This is a genomic window from Neopoerus faecalis, from assembly GCF_029218125.1.
Lineage (GTDB): Bacteria > Bacillota > Clostridia > Oscillospirales > Oscillospiraceae > Oscillibacter > Oscillibacter faecalis_A.
In genome coordinates, this window is sequence record NZ_JARFXX010000005.1 from 36,792 (window position 1) to 59,657 (window position 22,866).

19 protein-coding genes and 1 tRNA gene are annotated in these 22,866 nt (G+C 58.0%); 15 read left to right on the top strand and 5 right to left on the bottom strand.

The window, feature by feature from the left end:
• Positions 1 to 32 precede the first annotated feature (32 nt).
• Positions 33 to 1,097 (top strand): tRNA 2-thiouridine(34) synthase MnmA, encoded by a 1,065-nt coding sequence (gene mnmA, locus PY311_RS07370; RefSeq protein ID WP_286148033.1) that lies wholly within the window; start codon positions 33 to 35, stop codon positions 1,095 to 1,097.
• Positions 1,098 to 1,133: 36 nt separating this feature from the next.
• On the opposite strand, the gene PY311_RS07375 is transcribed toward mnmA, so the two are convergent.
• Positions 1,134 to 1,838 carry a peptidoglycan DD-metalloendopeptidase family protein gene (locus PY311_RS07375; RefSeq protein WP_286148034.1) on the bottom strand — a complete coding sequence of 235 codons (705 nt, stop codon included), beginning with the start codon at positions 1,836 to 1,838 and terminating at the stop codon, positions 1,134 to 1,136.
• 224 nt (positions 1,839 to 2,062) lie between these two features.
• Between PY311_RS07375 and PY311_RS07380 the strand changes: the two genes are divergently transcribed.
• From PY311_RS07380 to PY311_RS07395, 4 genes are all read left to right on the top strand, one after another.
• Complete coding sequence (locus PY311_RS07380) at positions 2,063 to 2,620, top strand: ECF transporter S component (RefSeq protein WP_286148035.1); 558 nt, start codon at positions 2,063 to 2,065, stop codon at positions 2,618 to 2,620.
• Between the two features lie 473 nt (positions 2,621 to 3,093).
• The gene (locus tag PY311_RS07385; protein WP_286148036.1) at positions 3,094 to 4,248 is read left to right on the top strand and encodes a DEAD/DEAH box helicase; all 1,155 of its coding nucleotides are present in this window, start codon (positions 3,094 to 3,096) and stop codon (positions 4,246 to 4,248) included.
• Positions 4,249 to 4,263: 15 nt separating this feature from the next.
• Entirely contained in the window at positions 4,264 to 5,955 is a 1,692-nt protein-coding gene (locus PY311_RS07390; RefSeq protein ID WP_286148037.1) for a peptide ABC transporter substrate-binding protein, read from the top strand.
• A gap of 36 nt (positions 5,956 to 5,991) precedes the next feature.
• Entirely contained in the window at positions 5,992 to 6,456 is a 465-nt protein-coding gene (locus PY311_RS07395) for a flavodoxin (RefSeq protein WP_286148038.1), read from the top strand.
• A gap of 109 nt (positions 6,457 to 6,565) precedes the next feature.
• On the opposite strand, the gene PY311_RS07400 is transcribed toward PY311_RS07395, so the two are convergent.
• Both PY311_RS07400 and PY311_RS07405 read right to left on the bottom strand, forming a co-directional pair.
• Positions 6,566 to 8,674 (bottom strand): heavy metal translocating P-type ATPase, encoded by a 2,109-nt coding sequence (locus PY311_RS07400; RefSeq protein ID WP_286148039.1) that lies wholly within the window; start codon positions 8,672 to 8,674, stop codon positions 6,566 to 6,568.
• Positions 8,675 to 8,743: 69 nt separating this feature from the next.
• The gene (locus PY311_RS07405; protein WP_286148040.1) at positions 8,744 to 9,022 is read right to left on the bottom strand and encodes a DUF6110 family protein; all 279 of its coding nucleotides are present in this window, start codon (positions 9,020 to 9,022) and stop codon (positions 8,744 to 8,746) included.
• A gap of 381 nt (positions 9,023 to 9,403) precedes the next feature.
• Between PY311_RS07405 and udp the strand changes: the two genes are divergently transcribed.
• From udp to PY311_RS07450, 9 genes are all read left to right on the top strand, one after another.
• The gene (gene udp / locus PY311_RS07410) at positions 9,404 to 10,177 is read left to right on the top strand and encodes a uridine phosphorylase (protein WP_286148041.1); all 774 of its coding nucleotides are present in this window, start codon (positions 9,404 to 9,406) and stop codon (positions 10,175 to 10,177) included.
• Between the two features lie 12 nt (positions 10,178 to 10,189).
• Positions 10,190 to 11,002, top strand: coding sequence for a mechanosensitive ion channel family protein (locus tag PY311_RS07415; RefSeq protein WP_286148042.1), 813 nt, complete (start codon positions 10,190 to 10,192; stop codon positions 11,000 to 11,002).
• A gap of 86 nt (positions 11,003 to 11,088) precedes the next feature.
• Entirely contained in the window at positions 11,089 to 11,277 is a 189-nt protein-coding gene (locus PY311_RS07420) for a hypothetical protein (protein WP_286148043.1), read from the top strand.
• 314 nt (positions 11,278 to 11,591) lie between these two features.
• Positions 11,592 to 13,586, top strand: a complete 1,995-nt coding sequence (locus PY311_RS07425) for a DNA gyrase/topoisomerase IV subunit B (protein WP_286148044.1) — start codon at positions 11,592 to 11,594, stop codon at positions 13,584 to 13,586.
• 41 nt (positions 13,587 to 13,627) lie between these two features.
• Positions 13,628 to 15,874 (top strand): DNA gyrase subunit A, encoded by a 2,247-nt coding sequence (locus PY311_RS07430; protein WP_286148045.1) that lies wholly within the window; start codon positions 13,628 to 13,630, stop codon positions 15,872 to 15,874.
• A 77-nt stretch (positions 15,875 to 15,951) separates the two neighbouring features.
• Positions 15,952 to 16,806: a YitT family protein gene (locus PY311_RS07435; RefSeq protein ID WP_286148046.1), complete on the top strand. Its 855-nt coding sequence runs from the start codon at positions 15,952 to 15,954 to the stop codon at positions 16,804 to 16,806.
• 13 nt (positions 16,807 to 16,819) lie between these two features.
• Positions 16,820 to 17,422 carry a lactate utilization protein gene (locus tag PY311_RS07440; protein WP_286148047.1) on the top strand — a complete coding sequence of 201 codons (603 nt, stop codon included), beginning with the start codon at positions 16,820 to 16,822 and terminating at the stop codon, positions 17,420 to 17,422.
• A gap of 21 nt (positions 17,423 to 17,443) precedes the next feature.
• Positions 17,444 to 18,148: a hypothetical protein gene (locus PY311_RS07445; RefSeq protein ID WP_286148048.1), complete on the top strand. Its 705-nt coding sequence runs from the start codon at positions 17,444 to 17,446 to the stop codon at positions 18,146 to 18,148.
• 52 nt (positions 18,149 to 18,200) lie between these two features.
• Positions 18,201 to 18,276 (top strand) — tRNA-Gly (locus tag PY311_RS07450).
• Positions 18,277 to 19,061: 785 nt separating this feature from the next.
• Here the strand turns inward: PY311_RS07450 and PY311_RS07455 are convergent.
• Positions 19,062 to 20,261, bottom strand: a complete 1,200-nt coding sequence (locus PY311_RS07455; protein WP_286148049.1) for a trans-sulfuration enzyme family protein — start codon at positions 20,259 to 20,261, stop codon at positions 19,062 to 19,064.
• A gap of 73 nt (positions 20,262 to 20,334) precedes the next feature.
• Complete coding sequence (gene brnQ, locus PY311_RS07460; RefSeq protein WP_286148050.1) at positions 20,335 to 21,624, bottom strand: branched-chain amino acid transport system II carrier protein; 1,290 nt, start codon at positions 21,622 to 21,624, stop codon at positions 20,335 to 20,337.
• 298 nt (positions 21,625 to 21,922) lie between these two features.
• Between brnQ and PY311_RS07465 the strand changes: the two genes are divergently transcribed.
• A complete protein-coding gene (locus PY311_RS07465) occupies positions 21,923 to 22,846 on the top strand; it encodes a LysR family transcriptional regulator (RefSeq protein ID WP_286148051.1) in 924 nt (307 codons plus the stop codon).
• The last annotated feature ends 20 nt before the right edge of the window (positions 22,847 to 22,866 follow it).

A 22,866-nucleotide genomic window follows, 5' to 3' on the forward strand; every position in this document is an offset into this window, starting at 1 on the left:
CTTGACCGCTTTTCCGGCTGTCGGGTGATGTGATGGGAAAGGTATTGATCGCGATGAGCGGCGGCGTGGATTCCAGCGTTGCCGCGTACCTTATGGGCCAGCAGGGCTGGGACTGCCTCGGCGCCACCATGACGCTGTACCGCAACGAGGACATCGGCATTTCCCGCAGCCGCACCTGCTGCTCGCTGGAGGATGTGGAGGATGCCCGGAGCGTGGCAAACCGGCTGGGAATGCCCTACTATGTATTCAACTTTTCCAATGAGTTCCGCTGTCAGGTCATGGACCGCTTCGCCGCGGCCTACGAGCGGGGGCAGACCCCCAATCCCTGTATCGACTGCAACCGCTACCTGAAGTTTCGGCGGCTCTATGACCGGGCGTCCCTGATGGGCTGCGATACCATTGCTACCGGTCATTATGCCCGCATTGAGCGGGAAAATGGGCGATATTTATTAAAAAAGGCGCTGGACACAAGCAAGGACCAGAGCTATGTGCTCTATATGCTCACGCAGGCGCAGCTATCCCATACGCAGCTCCCGCTGGGGGCGTTCCATAAGACGGAGGTGCGGGCCATTGCGGAGGAGCAGGGCTTTTACAACGCGAAAAAGCCGGACAGTCAGGACATCTGCTTCGTGCCGGACGGTGACTATGCCACTTTCATCCGGCGGCATACCGGAAAAACGGATGTCCCCGGCGACTTTACAGACGAGTCTGGCAAAATCTTAGGGCAGCACAAGGGCATCACGCACTATACCGTCGGCCAGCGGAAGGGCCTTGGCGTTCCCTCTAACGAGCCGCTGTACGTCAAGGCTATCGACCCGGCGCGAAACCGCGTGGTGCTCAGCGGAAACGCGGCTCTATATTCCCGGACGCTGACAGCCGGGGACCTGAACTGGATCGCGTGGGATACGCCGCCCCGGCAGTTTCAATGCAGCGCCAAGACCCGCTACCGCCAGACGGAGCAGCCTTGCACGGTGACGGTCACGGCGGAGGGCCGCGCAGAGGTCTGCTTCGATATGCCCCAGCGGGCCATCACGCCGGGACAGGCCGTGGTATTTTATGAGGGAGATACCGTCCTCGGCGGCGGTACGATTTTGTAAGTAAGGGCCGGGAGCATTTGCTCCCGGCTTCTTCATTTACTGCTCCAGATAGGCGCGGGGGTCCACGGCCTTTCCGTCCCGGCTCACCGCGAAGTGCAGGTGGGGCGCGCCGCTCTCTGCGGCGGCGGTGGTGCCGACAGCGCCGATGATCTGCCCGGCGGATACGCTGTCCCCGGTTTCTACCGTGGGCTTGGACTGCAAATTGGCGTAGGTGGTTTCGTAGCCGCCCTCGTGCTCCAGTACCACGGTGGTACCCATCAGCGCATCGCCCGTGACGGAGCGTACCGTCCCGGAGCTGGCCGCCAGCACAGTGGTCCCGGCCTTGGCAGCAATGTCAATGCCGTCATGGGTGCGCCAATCTCCCATTGTGGGGCTGTAAATTAGCTCCTCCATGGAAAAGGCGGTCAGAACCTCGCCCCGCAGCGGCTCCACAATGAGCTTGGGAGCCTGTGCCGCTACGGGAACGTCCTCCACCGGCAGCTCCGGCATTTCCGGCTTGTCCGCCGTGTCTACGGGGACGGGCTCCGGCTTCAGTGTTTCCGCCACCGGCTCCTCTACGCGCTCTGGCACCGTCACCGGCTGAGAGACCGCCGCCTGCGGCGTCACCGGGAGCTCTTGTACCGGCTCCGTGCCCTCTCCGCGCAGCAGCACCCAGCCGCACACGCCCACCACAGCGAGGCAGACCGCCAGCGTACCGTAAAAGCCCACGCCGGATAGCACCTGCTTCACATTTCTTTCCATAAAATTCCTCCCTTGCAGAAAATAGGTACGATGGGAGTATGGACGCGGGAAGCGGAAACTATACCGCTTTCGGGCAAAAACAGTTGCAATCTATGAAAAATCGCGGTATAGTAAGCGGGTAACTGCCGGCCAAGCCGGCTATTTTCCCGGCATTTCTTCGTAACCGTGCCCCGGGGCACGCCTCCCGTTCAAGACGGCAAACCACTTTGAAAGGGAGCTTTTCCATGAATGCAAATTCCAGAACCAAATTGCTGCTGCGCCATCTGACCTGCGCGGCTATGTGTCTGGCCCTGTGCCTGTACCTGCCGTTTCTCACAGGACAGATTCCACAGATCGGCCGGGCGCTGAGTCCCATGCACATTCCCGTGCTGCTGGCAGGCTTTCTCTGCGGCCCGTGGTGGGCGATGGTGGTGGGACTGGTGGCGCCCATGCTGCGCCACAGCCTGTTTTTGATGCCGCCGCTGGTCACAGCCATTGCCATGAGCTTTGAGCTGGCGGCCTACGGCCTGTTTTCGGGCCTTTTGTACCAGTTGCTGCCGAAAAAGCGGAGCAACATCTATGTGTCGCTGATTTTGGCCATGCTGGGCGGACGTATCGTCTGGGGCCTTGCCATGACGATCATCAGCGGCGTCACCGGCTCCGAGTTCGGCTGGGCGGCCTTCATCGCCGGAGCCTTTACCAGCGCAGTTCCCGGTATCATCGTGCACATTATCTTGATTCCTGTGTTGGTGATGAGCCTGCAAAAAGCAGGCTTTTTGAAAACGGAGCCCTGCGCCGCCTGATTTCCGCAGAGAAAAGAGCGACGTCCGCGCCCCCACACTTGAAAAAACGCCCCATGAGGGGATAGTGAAAAACAAGATTTTTCCGGCCAGCAGCCCAAACGCTGCTGGCCGCTTTTTGCGCGGCAGGGCAAAGCCTGCGCGCTTTCACCCTATTTTATCGCTGGCTGACCTCCCACGGCTCCTGAAAGATGAGATCATCCACATCGCCCAGCGGCTTTTTCGGTTCCATATCCACCCCTCCTTTGCAAAAAACAGAACTCCTACATGATATGCGCTCAAATGCGAAAAGTTGCACGAAAACGTGCAACAGACCTGAAAATTTTTTCAAGCGGGACACCGGCATTGCTCATAGCAGGCTGCGGCCTTCAAAAACGAGGCTGCAAAAGAAAATTGTTCACAGTCGGCAGGCTTTACAAAAACACTGGATATGTGTATAATATTCTTAATTATGTGCAAATGTGAGGAAATTGACCATGGAGATCACTCAGGGAGTTCGGTTCGACAGCCTGAAGCTGTCCCCCGAAATTCTGCGCGCTCTGCTGGAGCGCAATATCGTTCAATCCACCCCGGTGCAGGCCGGCTGCATCCCTCCCATGCTGGAATGGCGGGATGTGGTGGCCAAGGCTCCTACCGGCACCGGTAAGACTTTTGCCTACGGCATTCCCGTCGTGGAGCATATCGACCCTGCGGACGAAAGCGTGCAGGCGGTGATTTTGGCCCCCACCCGGGAACTGGCTATTCAGATCACCGATGAGCTGCGGGTGCTGTGTACCTACAAGCCCGGCGTCCGGGCCGTGTGCCTGTATGGCGGTGCCCCCATCAACCGGCAGATCGAGGCGCTGAAAAAGCGTCCCCAGATCGTTGTGGCCACACCGGGCCGGCTCTCCGACCACATGAAGCGCCACACGGTCCGGGTGGAGACCGCCCAGACCGTGGTGCTGGACGAGGCGGACCGGATGCTGGATATGGGCTTCATCCATGATGTGACCCGCCTGCTGGACAAGATGGACAAGCGGCGGAATCTCGGATTGTTCTCCGCCACCATTTCCCGGGAGGTCATGGATATCGCGTGGGTGTACCAGCGGGACGCTGAGGAGATCACCGTCCGGGAGGACGAGCAGAACAAGCCGGACATCAAGCAGTTCCGCATGGACGTCAGCTATGACGGAAAGGCGGAGGCTATTGCCAAAATTCTCACGGAGACCGGCTTTGACCGCTGCATGGTGTTCTGCAATACCAAGGGCAACACGGAGCGCATCACAAAGTTTCTGCAGATGCGGGGCATTGACGCCCAGTGCATCCACGGCGACATCCCCCAGAAAAAGAGGGAGCAGGTCATGGATTTGTTCCGCAAGGGGAAACTCCGGGTGTTTGTCTCCACAGACGTTGCCGCCCGGGGCATTGATGTAGACGATGTGGACATTGTATTCAACTGCGACATCCCCGACGAAAATCAGGACTATGTCCACCGCATCGGCCGTACCGGCCGGGCCAAGCGGCAGGGCGTAGCCGTGAGCTTTGTGGCGGATTTTCCCTCTAAAATCCGCATGGATGACATCGCTAAGAACACTCGCAACGAAATTCTGCCGGTGAAATTCGACGATGACGGCAAGCTGACCATGGCTTAAAGCAAAGGAGTCCTTATGAAACTTCGCAAAAGGCTGGCGGCTCTTGCTCTTGCGGCGCTGACGCTGCTTACCTGCCTTACGGGCTGCGGGAGCGCCGGTGATGACGGAGACCGCCTTTCCCTGTCCGTCCGGGTGGGGGACAAGCCCGCCACCTATGACCCCATTTACGCCGAGGAGATCGGCGACCAGACCATTTTAAATCACCTCTATGAAAACCTCATGCGGTTGGAAAAGGACGAAAACGGCCAGATTACCGCTGTGAGCGGCGCCGCAAAGAACGTGGATGTCAAGGAAAACGCCGATGGCACCGTGACCTATACCTTCCGTCTGCGGGGCGGGAAATGGTCCGATGGCGTTGAGGTCAAGGCCGGGGATTTCGTGTATGCGTGGCAGCGCTTGGCGGACCCGGCCACCGCGTCGGTCTACGCGCCGCTTTTGTCCATTGTCAGCGGCTATGAGCAGGCCCGCGCCTCCGGGGATATGTCCCTGTTGGCGGTCAGCGCTAAAAACAGCAGTACGCTTACCGTCACGCTGGACGGTCACTATGACTGGTTTTTGCGGGAGGTCTGTACCTCCATTGCCACCATGCCGCTGCGGCAGGATGTGGTCAAGCGGCTGAAGGAGGCGGCGGACGCCGTGAACGAGGTGAAGCCCGATTCGGATTCTTCCGCCCGCTGGTGGTCCGACCCCACCATGCTGGTGACCAACGGTCCCTACACGGCGGAGACCCTGACCGGGAGTACCCTGACCCTGACGGAAAACGCCAATTACGGCAAAAAAATCACCGGCCCGGATGAGCTGGTGTTCCATTTCAGCGACGAGCAGACCGGACAGATTCTCTACGCGCAGGAGCTTGTAGACGCTGTGTGGCCTCTGAGCGAGGAGGAGATGGCGGCACGGATCACCGCCGATGAGACGTGGCAGGCAGATCCGGTGCTGGAGACCTACTCCGTCCTCTTTAACTGGAGCCGGCTGGAGGAAGACGGGATTCGCCGCGCCCTGAGCCTTGCCATTGACCGGGACGCCATCGCCGCACTGGCGGGCGTTACAGGGAAGCCTGCCGCAGGGCTTGTTCCCCCCGGCGTGCCGGAGGGGGAGCAGGACTTCCGCACCAGCGGCGGCGATTTGATCGACATGACCTCCGAGGGCTATGCCGACCGCTGCACGCAGGCGGTGCGGCTCATGCAGGAGGCAGGTTATGACCGGGGCTCCGATTTGGGTACGCTGGAATATCTCTACGCAGACGAGGGCACCAACGGCGCTGTGGCGGAGGCCCTGTGCCGGATGTGGCGCAGCGTGCTGGGCCTGAACATCACCCCCCGGGGCGTTACAAAGGCGGAGCTGATGACCGCGCTGCGCAGCGGCAGCTATATGCTGGCCGGTAGGGCCATTTCCGCCGTGTGCAATGACGCCGAGTGCTTTTTGATGGACTGGACCTCCGGCAATTCCGATAATCTGCTCCATTATGAAAACAGCGCCTTTGATACCCTCATGTCCATCATCGCCAAGGCCGAGGAGGGCTCCGCCCGCATGGGCTGTCTCCACGATGCCGAGGACCTGCTGTTGGAAATCGACTGTGCGCTGGCCCCGCTTTATACGGCGGGAACGGCGTGGGACCTGCGGGAAACCTATATGGGCGGCTTCCGGGACCCCCGGGGCTGGTTCGATTTCCGCGGAGTCTATCTGCGGCCCGTCACCGTACAGTAGACTACGCAAACTATTTTTGAAAATCAGGAGGCGGCTATGAACGGTAAAATTCTGGTAACGTCTTTTTCGGCCAGCGGCGTCACCGCCGGTGTGGCCCGGGAACTGGCGCAAGCCATAGGCGCGGACCTTTGTGAAATCGCCCCGGTCCAGCCCTATTCCAGCGCTGATTTAGACTGGACGAACAAGAAAAGCCGCAGCACGCTGGAAATGCAGGACCCCGCCAGCCGCCCGGCCATGAAGCCGCTGACCGTGGACCCCGCGCAGTATGATACGATTTTTGTGGGCTTTCCTATCTGGTGGTATGTGGAGCCCCGCATTGTGGACACGTTCCTTGATGGGGTCGCGCTGGAGGGGAAAACTGTGATCCCCTTTGCCACCTCCGGCGGCAGCGGCGTGGAAAATGCCGCCGCGCACCTGAAGGAGCTTTATCCCGCCGCTGATTGGCGTCTGGGTAAGCTGCTCCGCCGCGGAAACGCAGCAGCGTGGGCCAAAACGCTGTAACGCGCAAAAAGCAATATAACCACTTAATTCCGTATAAAAACTCCCTCTGTAAGAGACAGCCTGCTTTTGCTGTCTCTTACAGAGGGAGTTATCAATTTTTGCTGTATTTTTAAGCGCTTTCGGTCTCAGGGAGCGCCTTTTCTTTGTCCTTGTCCAGTAGGTCCGTCATGCTGTCAAGGCTGATGCCCAGCGTAGAGGCATTGTGCAGCAGGGCAGAGGTAGTGGGCTGAATCACGCCCGTCACGCCCAGAACAATGAGCATCAGGTTGAAGCCGACAATGAAGCGGTAATTGCGCTGGATGCGGCCCATCAATGCCTGAGAGATTTTCCGCAGCGTCACCAGCTCGAAAAGGTCCTCGGAGGCAATTGTTACATCGGCGATCTCACGGGCGATGGCGGCGCCGGTATTGATGGCGATGCCAACATCCGCCTCAGAGAGAGCCGGGGTATCGTTGACACCGTCGCCGATCATAATGACCTTCCGACCGGCGGCCTTTTCCTGCCGGACAAAATTGGCCTTGTCCTCTGGCAGAACCTCGGCATAGAACTGGTCCACGCCCACCTCCCGGGCCACGGCCTCGGCGGTGCGGCGGCTGTCGCCGGTCATCATGACTACCTTGGAGATGCCGCAGGCATGGAGCGCCTGAATTGCCTCCTTGGCCTCCTTGCGGAGAGGATCGGAAATGCAGATCACGGCGGCCAGACGTCCGGCGATGCAGAGGTAGAGGTGAGAATATTCCTCCGGCAGCGTATTGAACTTTTCCTGTTCGGCCTCAGGAACTACGCAGCCCTCGTCCTCAAAGACAAAGTGGGCACTGCCGATAATGACCTTTTTATCCTCAACGGTACTGGAAATGCCGTGGGCCACTACGTATTCCACCTGAGAGTGGTATTCCTTGTGGTCCAGCCCCAGCCGCTTGGCCTCCGCCACCACGGCGTTGGCAATGGAGTGGGGATAGTGCTCCTCAAGACACGCGGCCAGCCGCAGCATTTCGCTGGCGCTGTAGCCGTCAAAGGAGACCACCTTGGCCACAGTGGGCGTGGCGTAGGTCAGTGTGCCGGTCTTGTCGAACACAACGGTATCGGCATTGGCAACGGCCTCCATAAAGCGCCCGCCCTTGACGGAAATGTGATAGCCGCTGCTCTCCCGCATGGCGGAGAGCACGGCGATGGGCATGGACAGCTTCAGTGCGCAGGAAAAGTCCACCATCAGCACGGCCAGCGCCTTAATGGTGTTCCGGGTCAGAAGATAGGTCAGCGCCGTGCCGCCCAGCGTGTAGGGCACCAGCCGGTCCGCAAGGCGGGAGGCCTTGTCCTCCGCCGTGGATTTCAGCTTTTCGGACTCCTCAATCATCTTGACGATGCGGTCATACCGGCCGCCGCCGACAGCCTTTTCCACCCGGACAACGAACTCGCCCTCCTCCACCACGGTACCGGCATAGACATAGCTGCCGGCGCTCTTGGGGACCGGCAGGGATTCGCCGGTGATGGACGCCTGATTGACGGTGGCCTCGCCGGAGTCCACCTTTCCGTCCAGCGGAATCATGCCGCCGGTGCGGACCACGATGCAGTCCCCGGCCTTTACATCGCCGATGGGGACCAGCACCTCGCTGTCGGCGGTTTTCAGCCACACCTTGTCCACGTTCAGGGACATGGCCCCGGCAAGGTCCGCCACGGACTTCTTGTGGGTCCAGTCCTCCAGAATCTCGCCAAGGTTCAGCATGAACATCACAGAGCTTGCGGTCTCAAAGTCGCTCCGGAGCATGGACACCGTAACAGCGGTGGCGTCCAGCACGGAAACAGCCAGATGACCGTGGAGCAGAGCGCTCAGACCGGCCTTGATGTACTTGATGGAGCGGAACACGGCGATGAACGTCCGAATGGACATGGGCAGAAACAGCTTGCTGCCCGCCCGCCGCAGCACTGTGAATACCAGCTTGTCCTCAAATTCCCGGTTCAGCTCCCGGGAGCTGTGCTCCGGGGCCAGCGCCTCCGCCTTGTCATAGGAGAAAACGGACAGGGCGCGGAGCACGGGCTCCCGGCTGCCGGTATAGCGGATCACGGCGTCCCCGGTGCGGTCATAGACCTTGACGCCCTCAACGCCGGACGTCTTTTTCAGATATGCCTCCAGAATGTCGGCCTGCCGCAGAGACATGGCAGGCGCCGCCGCGTGAATCCGCAGGCGGCCGGGGCATTCGTGAAGAATGGTACATTTCATATATGTATGCCTCCAAAGAGTAAAAGAAGGAAAGCCGCCAGAGCGTGGCGGCTTTTCCGTGGATACCTGTTATTCCGCAGTCTCAGCGGAAGCCTCGGCGGCATCCTCCACGACCTCAGCCTCGGCAGCGGCGGCGCGCTGGTCATTGATGACCTTGGCGTCGGCCAGAATGTCTCCGGCACTCTCCTGCACGTTGGTGACAGTGGTCATCACACACTCCTTGGCCCGCAGGGCGGCGGCGGTGACCTCGGTGTAGACCTTACGGGCATCCTTGCTGGTGAGAACCTTGATACCGGCGGTGCCGAACAGCGTACCGGCGGCGAACAGACCCAACTTCTTGAAATTCATAATAAATACCTCCTGTTATTTCTTCTTCATGCCGGTGAACATTGTCAGGGCAAAGAAGATGACGGTGAGCCACGCGAATGCTTTATGCTGCTTCATATATGACCCCTCCTTTTTTGCAGACGCATTGTAACACGGGACTCGACAGAATGCAAGAGATTTTTGTGAACAAAATGTGAAAAGAGTGCGGTTTTTTTGAAAAAATATGAGTTAAATAAATAAAGCTTTCGGTTAATGTTCGCTAATTTGAGAAACCTAATCGCAAAAACCGGCGCGGTGGCGCGGAAGCCGGGAAATTTCGCGGCGGGAGGCTGCAGCGGCTTTACAAGCCGGGGGAGGCTCTGCTATACTATATTTTATAAAGGAAAGGATCGGTGATTCGTTATGCATCAGTTAGAAAAACAGTTCCATATCCGTTGCACCTCCGAGGACATCGGCCGTTACTGCATTCTGCCCGGCGACCCGGGCCGGGTGCCGGCCATTGCCGCACTGTTTGAGGACGCGCATCAGGTGGCCTATAACCGGGAATACAATGTCTGGACCGGCATGCTGCTGGGAGAGAAGGTCACGGCCTGCTCCACCGGCATTGGCGGTCCCTCCGCCTCCATTGCCATGGAGGAGCTGCATAAGTGCGGCGCGGACACGTTTATCCGCACCGGCACCTGCGGCGGTATTGATCTGAATGTGAAGTCCGGGGATATCGTGGTGGCTACCGGCGCTGTTCGCTTTGAGCACACCAGTCTGGAGTATGCCCCTATCGAGTTCCCCGCCGTGGCGGATTGGGACATTACCAACGCGCTGGCGGAGGCCACCCGGGCGCTGGGCTATCCTCTGCATTTAGGCGTTGTCCAGTGCAAGGACAGCTTTTACGGCCAGCATGACCCCAGCGCCTCCCCAGTGTATTATGAGCTGAAGCAGAAGTGGGAGAGTTGGAAGCGTTTGGGTGTCAAGGCCAGCGAGATGGAGTCCGCCGCGCTGTTCGTGGTGGCTGCCGCGCTGGGCTGCCGCTGCGGAAGCTGCTTCCATGTGGTATGGAATCAGGAGCGGGAGGCCGCAGGGCTGGACCAGACCATGAGCGAGGATACCACCGCCTCTGTGAAGGTGGCGGTGGAGGGGCTGAAGCGGCTCATCGAGGCTGACCGCAGGGCCGGACGGTAAGGAGGGACAGCAATGCCTGACCTTTCCAATTTTTTAGGGGCCTCTGTGGCCGGGTACAGTCTCGACAAGGTCCTCTCCGCCCTTGCAACGCTGCTGGTGTGCCTCATTGCGGTGAAGCTCATCATGAAGCTGCTCACCCGTCTGCTGAGCCGGATGCAAAAGCTGGGCGACCGGCTGCAAGGGCTCCTGCTTACCGCTGTCAAGGTCATTTTATATGTCCTGACGCTCATCATTACGGCGGAGGCGCTGGGCTTCAACACGTCCTCGCTGACAGCACTTTTGTCCGTGCTGACCTTGGGTGTTACCCTGGCGGCGGAGGACATCCTCGGCAATGTGGCCGGCGGGCTGGTGATTCTCTCCTCCCGTCCCTTTGCCCTTGGGGATTATATTGAGGCCGGCGGCGTATCCGGCACAGTCCGTGAGATCGGCTTGAACCGCGTGAAGCTGGAAACGCCGGACGGGCAGATGGTCCTGATGCCGAACAAGGAGCTCTCCGCCTCCAAGATCATCAACTATACCGTGCTGGGCCGCCGCCGGGTGGTGCGGACGGTCACGGCCTCCTATGATGCCCCCACAGAGGCAGTGAAGGCCGCCTGTATGGAGGCGGTGGAGGCAGCGGCGGATGTGCTTTTAGACCCGGCGCCCACCGTGCGGCTGACGAATTACGGCGCCAGCGCCATTGAGTATACCATCTGCTGCTGGTGCGCCCCGGAAAACTATTGGCCGGTGTACTTCTCCGTCAACGAAAATCTGCGGGACGCCTTTGCCCGCCACAGCATTGAGATGACCTATGACCATCTCAACGTGCATATTCTGGAAAAATAAGGAAGTGATCGTATGCCTGCCGTTTCTCTCCGCGTCGCGGCGCCAAGGAACATCTGACCGGCAACAGCCTCGGCTTTCACGAGCACATGGATTTTACGCTTGTGGGCGTTTTGCCGAAGTGCGGCTATCAATTCGGCTGCTGGTACGGCACGGCCCATCTGAATAAGGCGCTGGGGACGTATCCCACCCCGGCAGTCCCTATTCGGCCGTTCCCCGAAATCCGCAGCGATTTTGAGGCGTGGCTCAGGGAGCAGACAGCCCCTTTTAAGGGATAGCGGCAGGATTTCAGCAGCCCCGGTATGACCGGGGCTGCTTCCTTGTATAAGCCTATGTGAAATTGTGAACTTTTTGCAACTTGTCAGGGTGACATAATGATGTGGAAAACCGTGTGGAAAATGTGAAAAACTCTGCAATGGCGGTGAAAACGCCTGTGGAGAGAGCGGGGCAGGTAATATTACGCAACAACATTTCCGGGCGAAACGGCCCCCTTTCCGTCAAAAAGAGCCGCAGGAGGGGGGAACCCTTGAATTTGCAGCGGAATCGTGTTACAATGCCAACATATTGAAAATTTCAGCCCCATGGAGGAACTATGGCAACAAAAAAGCAGGATTACGGTAATGACAGCATTTCGTCCCTGAAGGGCGCGGACCGGGTACGCAAGCGTCCCGGCGTTATTTTTGGCTCCGACGGTCTGGATGGCTGTGAGCACGCGGTATTTGAAATTCTCTCCAACTCCATTGACGAGGCCCGGGAGGGCCACGGACGGACCATCATCGTCACCCGGTACGCCGACCGCTCCATTCAGGTGGAGGACATGGGCCGGGGCTGCCCTGTGGACTGGAACGAAAAGGAACAGCGCTACAACTGGGAGCTGGTGTACTGCGAGCTGTACGCCGGCGGCAAGTATGATAATCTCACCGGCGACAACTATGAATACTCTCTGGGCCTCAACGGTCTGGGCGCCTGCGCCACCCAGTACGCCTCCCGCTACATGGACGTCACCGTCTGGCGGGACGGCTTTGAGTATAAGCTCCACTTTGAGCGGGGCGAGATCGTGGGCGGACTGGAAAAAACGCCGCTGCCGAAATCGCAGGCGAAAAGGACCGGCACCCGCACCCGCTGGCTGCCGGATCTGGATGTGTTTACCGACATTGCCATCCCGGCGGAATATTTCACGGATATACTGCGCCGTCAAGCAGTGGTGAATGAGGGGATTACCTTCAAGTTCCGGGATCAGCAGGAGGACGGCTCTCTGCCTGAGGAGGATTTCGTTTACGAGCACGGCATCCAGGACTATGTGGCGGAGCTGGCCGGGGAGGGAGCCCTGACGTCCCCGGTATTCTGGCAGGCGGAAAAGCGGGGCCGGGATCGGGCGGACAAGCCGGAGTACAAGGTGAAGCTCTCTGCCGCCTGCTGCTTTTCCAACCGGGTGCAGGTCATTGAGCACTACCATAACTCCTCGTGGCTGGAGCACGGCGGCGCGCCGGAAAAGGCCACGAAAAGCGCCTTTGTCTCCGCAGTAGATAAGTACCTGCGGGATCAAAACAAATATCAGAAAAATGAAAGCAAGATCACATGGCAGGATATTGAGGACTGCCTGATCTTCGTCTCCAATAACTTTTCTACGCAGACCAGCTACGAGAACCAGACAAAAAAATCCATCACCAACAAGTTCGTGCAGGAGGCCATGACGGAGTTCCTGCGGACAAATCTGGAGATTTACTTCATCGAGAACCACTTCGACGCCGAGAAGATCGCCGAACAGGTCCTTGTAAACAAGCGCAGCCGGGAAAGCGCGGAGAAGCAGCGACTGAATATCAAGAAAAAGCTCTCCGGCAATATCGACATTTCCAACCGGGTCCAGAAATTTGTGGACTGCCGGTCCAAGGATGTGGAGAAGCGGGAAATTTATATCGTGGAGGGCGACTCCGCCCTGGGCAGTGTTAAGCTCAGCCGGGATGCGGAGTATCAGGGCATCATGCCCGTCCGGGGCAAAATTTTGAACTGCCTGAAGGCGGATTACGCACGCATTTTCAAAAGCGAGATCATTACCGACCTCATCCGCGTGCTGGGCTGCGGTGTGGAAATTCAGAATAAGCACGTAAAGGACCTGGCCGCCTTTGACCTTGCCAACCTCCGCTGGAGCAAGGTGGTCATCTGCACCGATGGCGATGTGGACGGCTTCCAGATTCGCACGCTGATTTTGACCATGCTTTACCGCCTGACGCCCAGCCTTATTGAAAAGGGCTATGTGTATATTGCGGAAACGCCGCTTTTTGAGATCAACTGCGGCGATAAAACGTGGTTTGCCTACTCCGATAAGGAGAAGGCGGAGATCGTAAAGTCGCTGGAGGGAAAGAAGTACAAAATCGACCGCTCCAAGGGCCTTGGCGAAAATGACCCCGACATGATGTGGCTCACTACCATGAACCCCGAGACCCGACGGTTGATCCGGGTCATGCCGGAGGACGCCGCCCGGACGTCCGAAGTATTTGACCTTCTACTGGGGGACAACCTGCAGGGCCGGAAGGACCATATCGCGGAAAACGGAGCAAGGTTTTTGGATTTGGCGGATATTTCGTGATTTCCGATGAAACCCCACTGATAGAATAAGGAATTTTTACTATGCCGAAAAAGAAGCAGCCGGAGGAAGCCCGGCACCCAGTTAATAACCCCAACGTCATGGGCCTTCATGCGGCGGTGGTGGAGCAGCCCATCACCGACACGCTGGAGACCAACTATATGCCCTATGCCATGAGCGTCATTGTCTCCCGGGCCATCCCGGAAATCGACGGCTTCAAGCCCTCTCACCGCAAGCTGCTCTACACCATGTACAAAATGGGCTTGCTGACCGGAGCACGGACGAAGTCCGCCAACATCGTGGGTCAGACCATGCGCCTGAACCCCCACGGCGACGCCGCCATTTACGATACCATGGTGCGCTTGTCCAAGGGCTACGGCGCTCTGCTGACCCCCTTTGTGGACTCCAAGGGCAACTTCGGCAAGTCCTACTCCCGGGATATGTCATGGGCTGCTCCCCGGTACACGGAGGCGAAGCTCTCCGCCATCTGCGGGGAGATCTTCAAGGACATCGACAGTGATACCGTGGACTTCGTGGATAACTATGACAACACCATGAAGGAACCGGCGCTGCTGCCCACCACCTTCCCCAATATTCTGGTATCTGCCAACAGCGGCATTGCCGTGGGCATGGCCTCCCAGTTCTGCGGTTTCAACCTGAAAGAGGTCTGCGATACTACGGTGGCCTACCTGAAAAACCCGGACTGCGACCTGACGGAAACGCTGCTGGCCCCGGATTTTCCCACCGGCGGCGAGCTGATCGCGGACAGCAGCGCCCTTCGGGATATTTACAATACCGGCCGGGGCAGCGTCCGGGTGCGGGCCAAGTACCGCTATGTCAAGGATGAAAACCTTATTGAAATTTATGAGATTCCCTATTCCACCACGGTAGAGGCGATTTTGGACAAGGTGGCGGAGCTCATCAAGGCGGGCAAGGCCAAGGAGATCGCCGATATGCGGGACGAGACGGACCTGTCCGGATTGAAGCTGGCCATCGACCTCAAGCGGGGCACGGACCCGGATAAGCTCATGGCTAAGCTCTACCGGCTCACGCCACTGGAGGACGCCTTTGCCTGCAATTTCAACGTGCTCATCGGCGGCAGCCCCAAGGTGCTGGGTGTCCGGCAGATTTTGGAGGAATGGACCGCGTGGCGCACGGAGAGCGTGAAGCGCCGGGTCTACTTTGTCCTCGGCAAGAAGAAGGACAAGCTGCATCTGCTCAAGGGTCTCAAGCGCATTCTGCTGGACATCGACAAGGCCATCAAAATTATCCGGGAGACGGAGGAGGAGGCCGAGGTCATCCCCAATTTGATGATCGGCTTCGGCATTGACCAGATTCAAGCGGAATACGTGGCGGAGATCAAGCTGCGGAACATCAACAAGGAATATATCCTCAAGCGCACCCGGGAGACCGACGCCCTGCGGGACGAGATCGAGGATCTGGAGGACCTTCTGAACAGCCCCCAGCGGGTAAAGAAGGTCATTGTGGAGGAGTTGAACGCCGCTGCGGAAAAGTACGGCGAGCCCCGCCGTACCACCATTGTCTATCCCCACGAAATTACGCAGTATACCCCGGAGGCGGAGCAGAAGGAGGAATATCCTGTATCTGTGTTCCTGTCCCGGGAAGGGTATTTTAAGAAGATCACACCTGCCTCTCTGCGGATGAGCAGCGAGCAGAAGTATAAGGAGGGTGATGCCCTCCGCCAGGGCTTTGAGACCACCTCCAATGCCGAGGCCATGTTCTTTACGGATAAATGTCAGGTCTATAAGACCCGCCTTGGCGAGTTCGATGATGCCAAAGCCAGTGTCCTTGGCGATTATCTGCCCACAAAGCTGAAGATGGACGCCGGGGAAAGCGTAATTTTCATGGTGCTGCCGGGGGCGGACTATGCCGGGAGCCTGCTGTTCTTCTTTGAAAACGGCAAGGCGGCCCGGGTGGAGCTGAAGGCGTATCAGACCACCTCTAACCGCCGCAAGCTCACCGGCGCGTACTCCGATAAAGCCCCGCTGGCCTGTATCCGCCGGCTGGACGAGGACTGCGAGCTGGCGGTCTATTCCAACGAGCCCCGCTGCCTGATTTTCCACACGGCGCTGCTGGCGCCGAAGACCACCCGTTCCGCACAGGGCGTGGCGGTGATGACGCTGAAGCCGAAATACCATCTGGAGTCGGTGCGGCTCTCCGATGAGACCGCCATTACCAACCGGACCCGTTACCGGGTGCGGGCGATTCCCGCCGCCGGGGCCTTAGTAAAAGAGGAGGACTCCGAGGACCAGCAGATCAGTCTGCTGTAAAGAGCGTGTACCTTCCGCATGGTAGTCGGACGTCTCTGCGGCATAAAAGACAAACAGACAATGAGGGGGAGAAGCTTTTGAAAAGGCAACTGAAAAGCTATGCCATCATAGCGCTGGGTGCGGTGATTTTCGCGCTGGCCTTTGACTGGTTCTTTGCGGCAAATGCCGTAGGCATGGGCGGCATCACAGGTCTGGCGCAGGCCATCAATGTCCTGCTGCCGGTGCTGCCGGTGGGTATTTTGACAATTCTGCTGAATATCCCGCTGTTTCTGGCGGGCTGGCGGTTCATCGGCTTCCATCTGCTGTCCTCCTCACTGTTTGCCATGGCGGTCAGCTCTCTTGCCATGGACGGAATTGCCCTGTTTTATACCTTTCCGCCCATGGATTCCATGCTGGCCGCAGTCTGCGGCGGCGCCATGATGGGAACGGGCCTTGGCATTGTATTCTCACAGGGGGCCACCACCGGCGGCACGGACATCGTGGCCCGCCTGCTGAAGCTGAAATTTCCGTGGCTTCCCATGGGCAAGCTGATACTAATCCCGGATGGTGTGGTACTGGCATTGACGGCCATCGCCTTTCAGCGGCTGGAAACGGCTCTCTATGGCGCGGTGGCCCTGTATGTGTCCAGCAAGGTTATGGACACGGTGCTCTACGGCATGAACGCCTCTAAGGTGGCGTACATCATTTCCGATGACTGGAAGGCGGTGGCAGACGCTATTTTGGCCTATGACCGGGGTGTGACCATTCTCAATGCCGCCGGGGCCTACACCGGCGCGGAAAAGCACGTTTTGCTGGTGGCGTTTCGTCAGCGGGAGATCGTGGAGATCAAGCGGCGCGTCCATGCCATTGACCCCGGCGCGTTTTTGATCGTCTGCGACGCCCATGAGGTCTTGGGCGAGGGCTTCCGGGAATATCAGAAGGAAGAGCTGTAAAGGAGAAGGGGCTATGACGGATTTTTCAAGGGTAAAACAGAATTTGGAGGCCCGGGGCTTCCGCGTCAGTGTATTCGCCACGGCGGCGGAGGCGGCGGACTATCTGGACAGCGCCATTGACAATACCTCCGTGGGCTTCGGAGGCTCCGTGACACTGGAGCAGATGGGTCTTTATGAGCGGCTGGAGCGGCATGACCGGGTCAACTGGCACTGGCGGCCCACGGTTGACGGAGCAGACGCCCGGCAGGCGGCCATGACAGCGGAGCATTACATTACCTCGGTAAACGGTCTTGCGGAAACAGGAGAGCTCATCAATATCGACGGTACCGGCAACCGCGTGGCATCCACACTGTACGGTCATAAAAAGGTCTGGTTCGTGGTGGGCCGGAACAAGCTGGCTCCCACGTATGAGGAGGCCCTCTGGCGGGCGCGGAATATTGCCGCGCCGAAGAACGCCCAGCGTCTGAAGCGGAAAACGCCCTGTGCGGTCAAGGCTGACCACTGCTATGACTGCAAGAGCCCGGAGCGCATCTGCCGGGGACTGGTGGTGCTGTGGGAGGCCATTGGCAGCATGGAGATGGAAGTGGTCCTCGTAGACGAGGCGCTTGGCTATTAAAATCGAACGGAGGGGACGCGGATGAAGGGTCAACGGTTGGCGGCGGCAGGGCTGGCGCTATGCCTGCTGACAGGCTGCGCCCCCTTGCTGGAGCGCTCCTATACCGTCTCAGAGCCCCACAGCAGCAAGCTCTGGGAGAGCGAGGCGGCGGGGACGCTTCGGGCGGAAAACCATCAGGACATTGTCAATGACCTGCTGATCTTGATCGGCCAGCACACGGAAAGCGCCGTGTTGCGCCTATACGGTTTTGAGGACGATCAGGCTGCCATGGAGCAGATGGATCAGGCCATGCTGGAGGTCCAGCAGGAAACGCCGCTGGGGGCCTATGCCGTGGAGTATATCACCGCTGTGGAGCAGCCCCAGCGGAGCTGCTATGAGATGAACGTCCAGATCAGCTACCGCCGCAGCGCCGAGCAGGTGCAGACCATTGTAAACGCTACCAGCCCCAGCGCTCTGCATGATCTGCTGACAGCGGCGCTGGACGGGGACCGGGCGGAGTTGGTGGTCCGCGTGAGCTATTGGCAGGCAGACAGCCGCGAAAAGGTGGAGCAGGCGCTCACGCAGGTTCGGCAGGAGCGCGGCGTCCCGGTGGAGACCGTGTGGCTGGTGCATTATTACCCGGAAACGGACCCGGTGGGAATTGTGGAATTTCTGCTGAAGCCGGCGGAGCAGACTGCGGCAGAACCGGCAGCCAATGAATTACCGGAAGAAAAAACGGAAAAATAGGAAAAACCTCTTGACAGAAACGAGCGTGCTTGCTATAATAACTACTGTTCTTGCGGGCTTAGCTCATCTGGTAGAGCGCCACCTTGCCAAGGTGGAGGTAGCGAGTTCGAGCCTCGTAGCCCGCTCCAAAAAAGAAACACCACCCATTGGGTGGTGTTTCTTTTTTGGAGCGGGCAAGTTTGCTTCGCAAACTTATCCTGCGGGGGGGATTAAAAAGCAGGGGAAACAGGCGATGCGCCGCCAGTGGCGGAAGAAGCGAGCCTGTTTCGAGGAAGCGGCGCTGTTTGTGGTTTTCAAAAGGCCACAAACAGCAATGCCGCGACGGTGTTCACCCGGCTAAGGTTTCCCCTGCAAACATCCCTGTCCTTGCGGACAACAGAAAGTATAGTATTTTTGGATTGCCGCTGATAGAAGTACGAACTCGCTGTCTCCACCTCAACACGTGAAGTGTGTTTTAAATCATGGAGGCCGGCAGGGTTCCTGTGAATTGCCAACGGCAATTCGTGGGATACCGGGAAGCGAGTTCGAGCCTCGGTTTTTGCAAACATCTCCTTCCCTTGCGGTGCGTGCAACTCTGTGCATCCGTTACCTTTACCCGTGTGCGGAGCGCACTTGAATCAGGGAGATCTGGTAGGGTTCTGCATCATCCTCACAAGATCCATAGCCCGCGGCGCTGCCTTCCGGCAGCGCCTTGCTCATTCCGCTGTTCGCCCTCTCCCCACTGAAATCGCTGCGCTGGGTTTCAGCGGGGGACTCCGTCGCAGTGATTCGTAGGATGTTGGAAATGAGTTCGGACCTTGTTCTGCAATCCGCATACGGAAATGCCAAGAATTCGTTTAAAAACGCAAAAATAACAGCAGAGCATCCAACTGGATGCTCTGCTGTTATTTTTATAGGGGTAGGTATCTCTGCTTTACAGCTTTGCCAGCGCCTGATCGAAATCGTTCAGCAGGTCATCGGTGTCCTCAAGGCCGGAGGAGAGGCGAATCTGGCCCATGGTGATGCCAATAGCCGCCAGCTCGTCGGGGCTGAGATCGCGATGAGAGGCTCTGGGGGGATAGGTCAGCGTGGTGCCGACACCGGCCAGCGTGGGAACAAAGCGGACCAGCTGCAGATTGCTGATGAGCTTGTCGATCTCTTTCTGACCGCCCTTGAAGTTCACGCAGAGCATACCGCCGTAGCCGTTGCCCTCGAACTGCTTGTCGGCCAGCGCCTTGCTGGGAGAGGACTCCAGACCGGGATAATAAACCTTTTCCACCTTGGGATGGCTCTCAAAGAACTTGGCCAGCGCCATGCCGTTTTCCGCCATCTTCTTAACACGCAGAGGCAGGGTCCGCAGGCTCCGGGCCAGCAGCCAGGACTCCGTAGCGCCCAGATTGGCACCGTAGAGGCCGAGGTAGAAGCTCAGGGACTTGATGATCTCCTCGGAGCCGATGACCGCGCCGCCTACCAGATCATCGTGGCCGCCGAGATACTTGGTGGCGCTGTAGATTACAAGGTCGGCACCGAACTTGATGGGCTTTGCGATGATGGAGGTGGCAAAGGTGTTGTCGATGAACAGCTTTGCGCCGTGGGCGTGGGCAACATCCGCCAGATGCTGAATATCGGGTACGCTCATCAGAGGATTGGCGATGGTCTCGCCGTACACCAGCTTGGTGTTGGGACGCATATAGTCCGCAACATCCTGCGTGTTGAAGTCGATGAAGGTGGTCTCCACGCCCCAGCGCTTCAGCTCGTGCTTGAGGTAGTAGAACGCCTCGCCGTAGATGATGGGGGAGGCCACGATGTGGTCGCCGGGCTTCACCGTTGCCAGAATGGAGGTGGTGATGGCCGCCATGCCGGAGGAAAACACCAGACCCTTCTCGCCGCCCTCACCGGCCGCCAGAATTTGAGAGGTGGCGTCGGCGTTGGGGTTGCCAAGACGGAAATAGGCATAGCCGGGAGCGCCCTCGTCGCAAATCTTATCAATGGGATCAATGGAGTCGAAAATGTAGGCAGAGGACAGATAGATGGGGAAGGTCTCCGGCACTGTCAGCGCCTTGTTCAGCTCGTAGCACAGCTCACCATTGCCGGTGTGGACGTATTTGGTTGCGTCGCCCTTTTCAATAGACATATAATCCTCCTTACGCGCTTTGCGCGTTCCAATTAAAATGCGGTATCAGATTTTTTCAGAAACTCACGCGAAATCAGGTCTCCGTGCGGCCCTTGCCCTTTCCGGCGATGAGACCGACGATGAAGCCCACCACAGCGGGAACGATCCAGCCGAAGCCCAGAGCATAGAGGGGGATGTGGTTCATAACGGGATCGAGGAAGCCGAAGCCGTACTCGTGGGGCAGGTCCAGAATGGCGTACACCACGGTGAAATACACAGCGCCCTTAAATGCGCCGTCATTGGGAATCTTCTTCTCGAAGATGCCCAGAATGGTCATTACCAGCGTGATGGGATAGAAGAAGGAGAACCAGGGGGAGGTCAGGCTCACGATGGTATCCAGACCGAAGCTGGCGACGATGGTGGTGACGATAGGGACGATCATGACCAGAACCTTGTAGGACAGCTTGCCGTGGGTGGCGGTCTCATAGAAATCTGCCACTGCGGTGATCTGGCTGATGGCGGTGGTGAGGCAGGCCAGCACCACGGACAGGCACAGGCCGTAAATCGCGATCTGGCCGCCGCTGGAGCGGATGATCGCCAGCAGGAGGTTGGCGTTGCTGATGCTGTCGGGCGTGTACTCGGTGCTGACGCAGGCGCCCATATACAGCAGACCGCCATAGACGACAGCCAGGCAGACGGCGGCGATCAGGCAGGCCCGGACATGGGCATTGCGGAAGGCTTCACCCTCGTAGCCCTTGCGCTTGATGCTGTCAAAGAACACGCCGGCAGCCAGAAAGGACACCAGAACGTCGCCGGTGCTGTAACCGCCAAGGAAGCTGTTGACAAAGGCGTTATCCACGGAGGCGGCGCCGGGAGTACCGATGGGGCTGACAGCGCCCTTGACCACCAGAATGAACAGGATGATGGTCATAACAGGAGTCAAAATCTTGCCCACATTGTCCAAAGCGGTACCGCGGTCCTTAGCGAACAGGAACGCGATCACGAAGTAGAGAATGACGAACACCAGATACGGTGCGCCGGGCCAGATGCCCTGAAGGCCCATCTCAATGCCGACGGCTGCGGTTCTGGGGATGGACACGCAGCAGCAGAGGATCATGATGGCGCCGATCATGACGGTGTAGAACTTCTTGTTCACATGGTCGGAGATTTTCTGGACAGAGCCGCACATACCCAGCACAATGATAGCCAGAATGGGCAGACCCACGCCGGAGGCCAGCATACCGATCATGCCGCTGAGCCAGTTGCTGCCGCTTTGCAGGCCCAGCATCGGCGGGAAGATCAGGTTGCCCGCGCCGAAGTAGGAGGCGAAGAACGCCAGACCTACGAATAGGACGTCTGTGAATTTGATTTTTTTCTCTTGCATAAATAAGTTCCTCCCTATTTTCCTATTTTGCACACTGAAAAACTGAGAACCGTTTGCTGACTTTTATGATAGCGGCTGAAATCGCGTTTGTCCAATAAACCGATGTTATGAACTGCAATTACTTTTGTATATATCGACCTATAATCACCTGTTTTTAAAAAACTGTTGTTTAGTATCACGAAAATGTTTGTTTTTTTAAAACAGACTATTTTGGTATGATTATAGTTGCACATTTTGGAATTCTTGTGCTATAATACAAGAAATCCATCGAAAAACGAGGAAAGGTTGGCAATTTGTCATGACGCTTCTTCAGTTGAAATACATTTCCACGGTGGCTAAATACGGCTCTTTCTGTAAAGCAGCCCAAGCGCTGTACGTATCACAGCCCGGAATCAGCAAAATGGTCTGTGCGCTGGAGGAGGAACTGGGAATTACCATTTTTGTCCGCTCCGCTGCCGGCATCACCTTGACGGCGGAAGGCCGGGAGCTGCTGAATATGGGGGAGCGGCTGCTGAAGGACGCCGAGCATATCTCCCGGCACTTTACGCAGGACATGGGTAAGACCCATGAGACCCTCAGCGTCAGCAGCCAGCATTATTGCTTTGTGATTGATGCCCTGATGGATTACCAGCGCGCCAGCAAAAAAGATGACTATACTTATAAGCTGTTAGTGGGACAGGGGCCGGAGGTCATCCAGCAGGTGTCGGACAAGACCACAGAGCTGGGCGTCCTCTTTATCAGTGACCGCAGCCGCAAGCACATGAACCGTGTTTTTGGGGACAACCATTTGGAATTTCACCCGCTGGTCAACAGCAAGCCATATGTGTTCATCCACGAAACCCATCCGCTGGCAAAAAAGTCCGTGCTGACGCTGGAGGAGTTGCAGCCCTATCCCTGCATCATGTATGAGCTGGACTCCGATTCTCCCTCCGTTTTGCAGGAGGAAATGCTGCTGCCGGACTTTTATCCCCGGAAGGTGAACATCATCAGCGGCCTTTACCAAAGCATGATGGTCATGAAAGAGTGTCAGGGCTATGATTTGGGGACCGGCACGGTCTCTGCCGGAAACCGAGAGCTGGGCGTTGTAAAGCGGCCCATCGTGGGCTATGATGATGTGATCACCATCGGCTGGATTTGCCAGAAGGGCCATACGCTGTCCCGGCCGGCGGAGGAGCTTGTCAAGCTGCTCCAGCGCCACTGCTGCGATGTGCCGGAGACCTGAATGGAAAAATAATTGGTTAT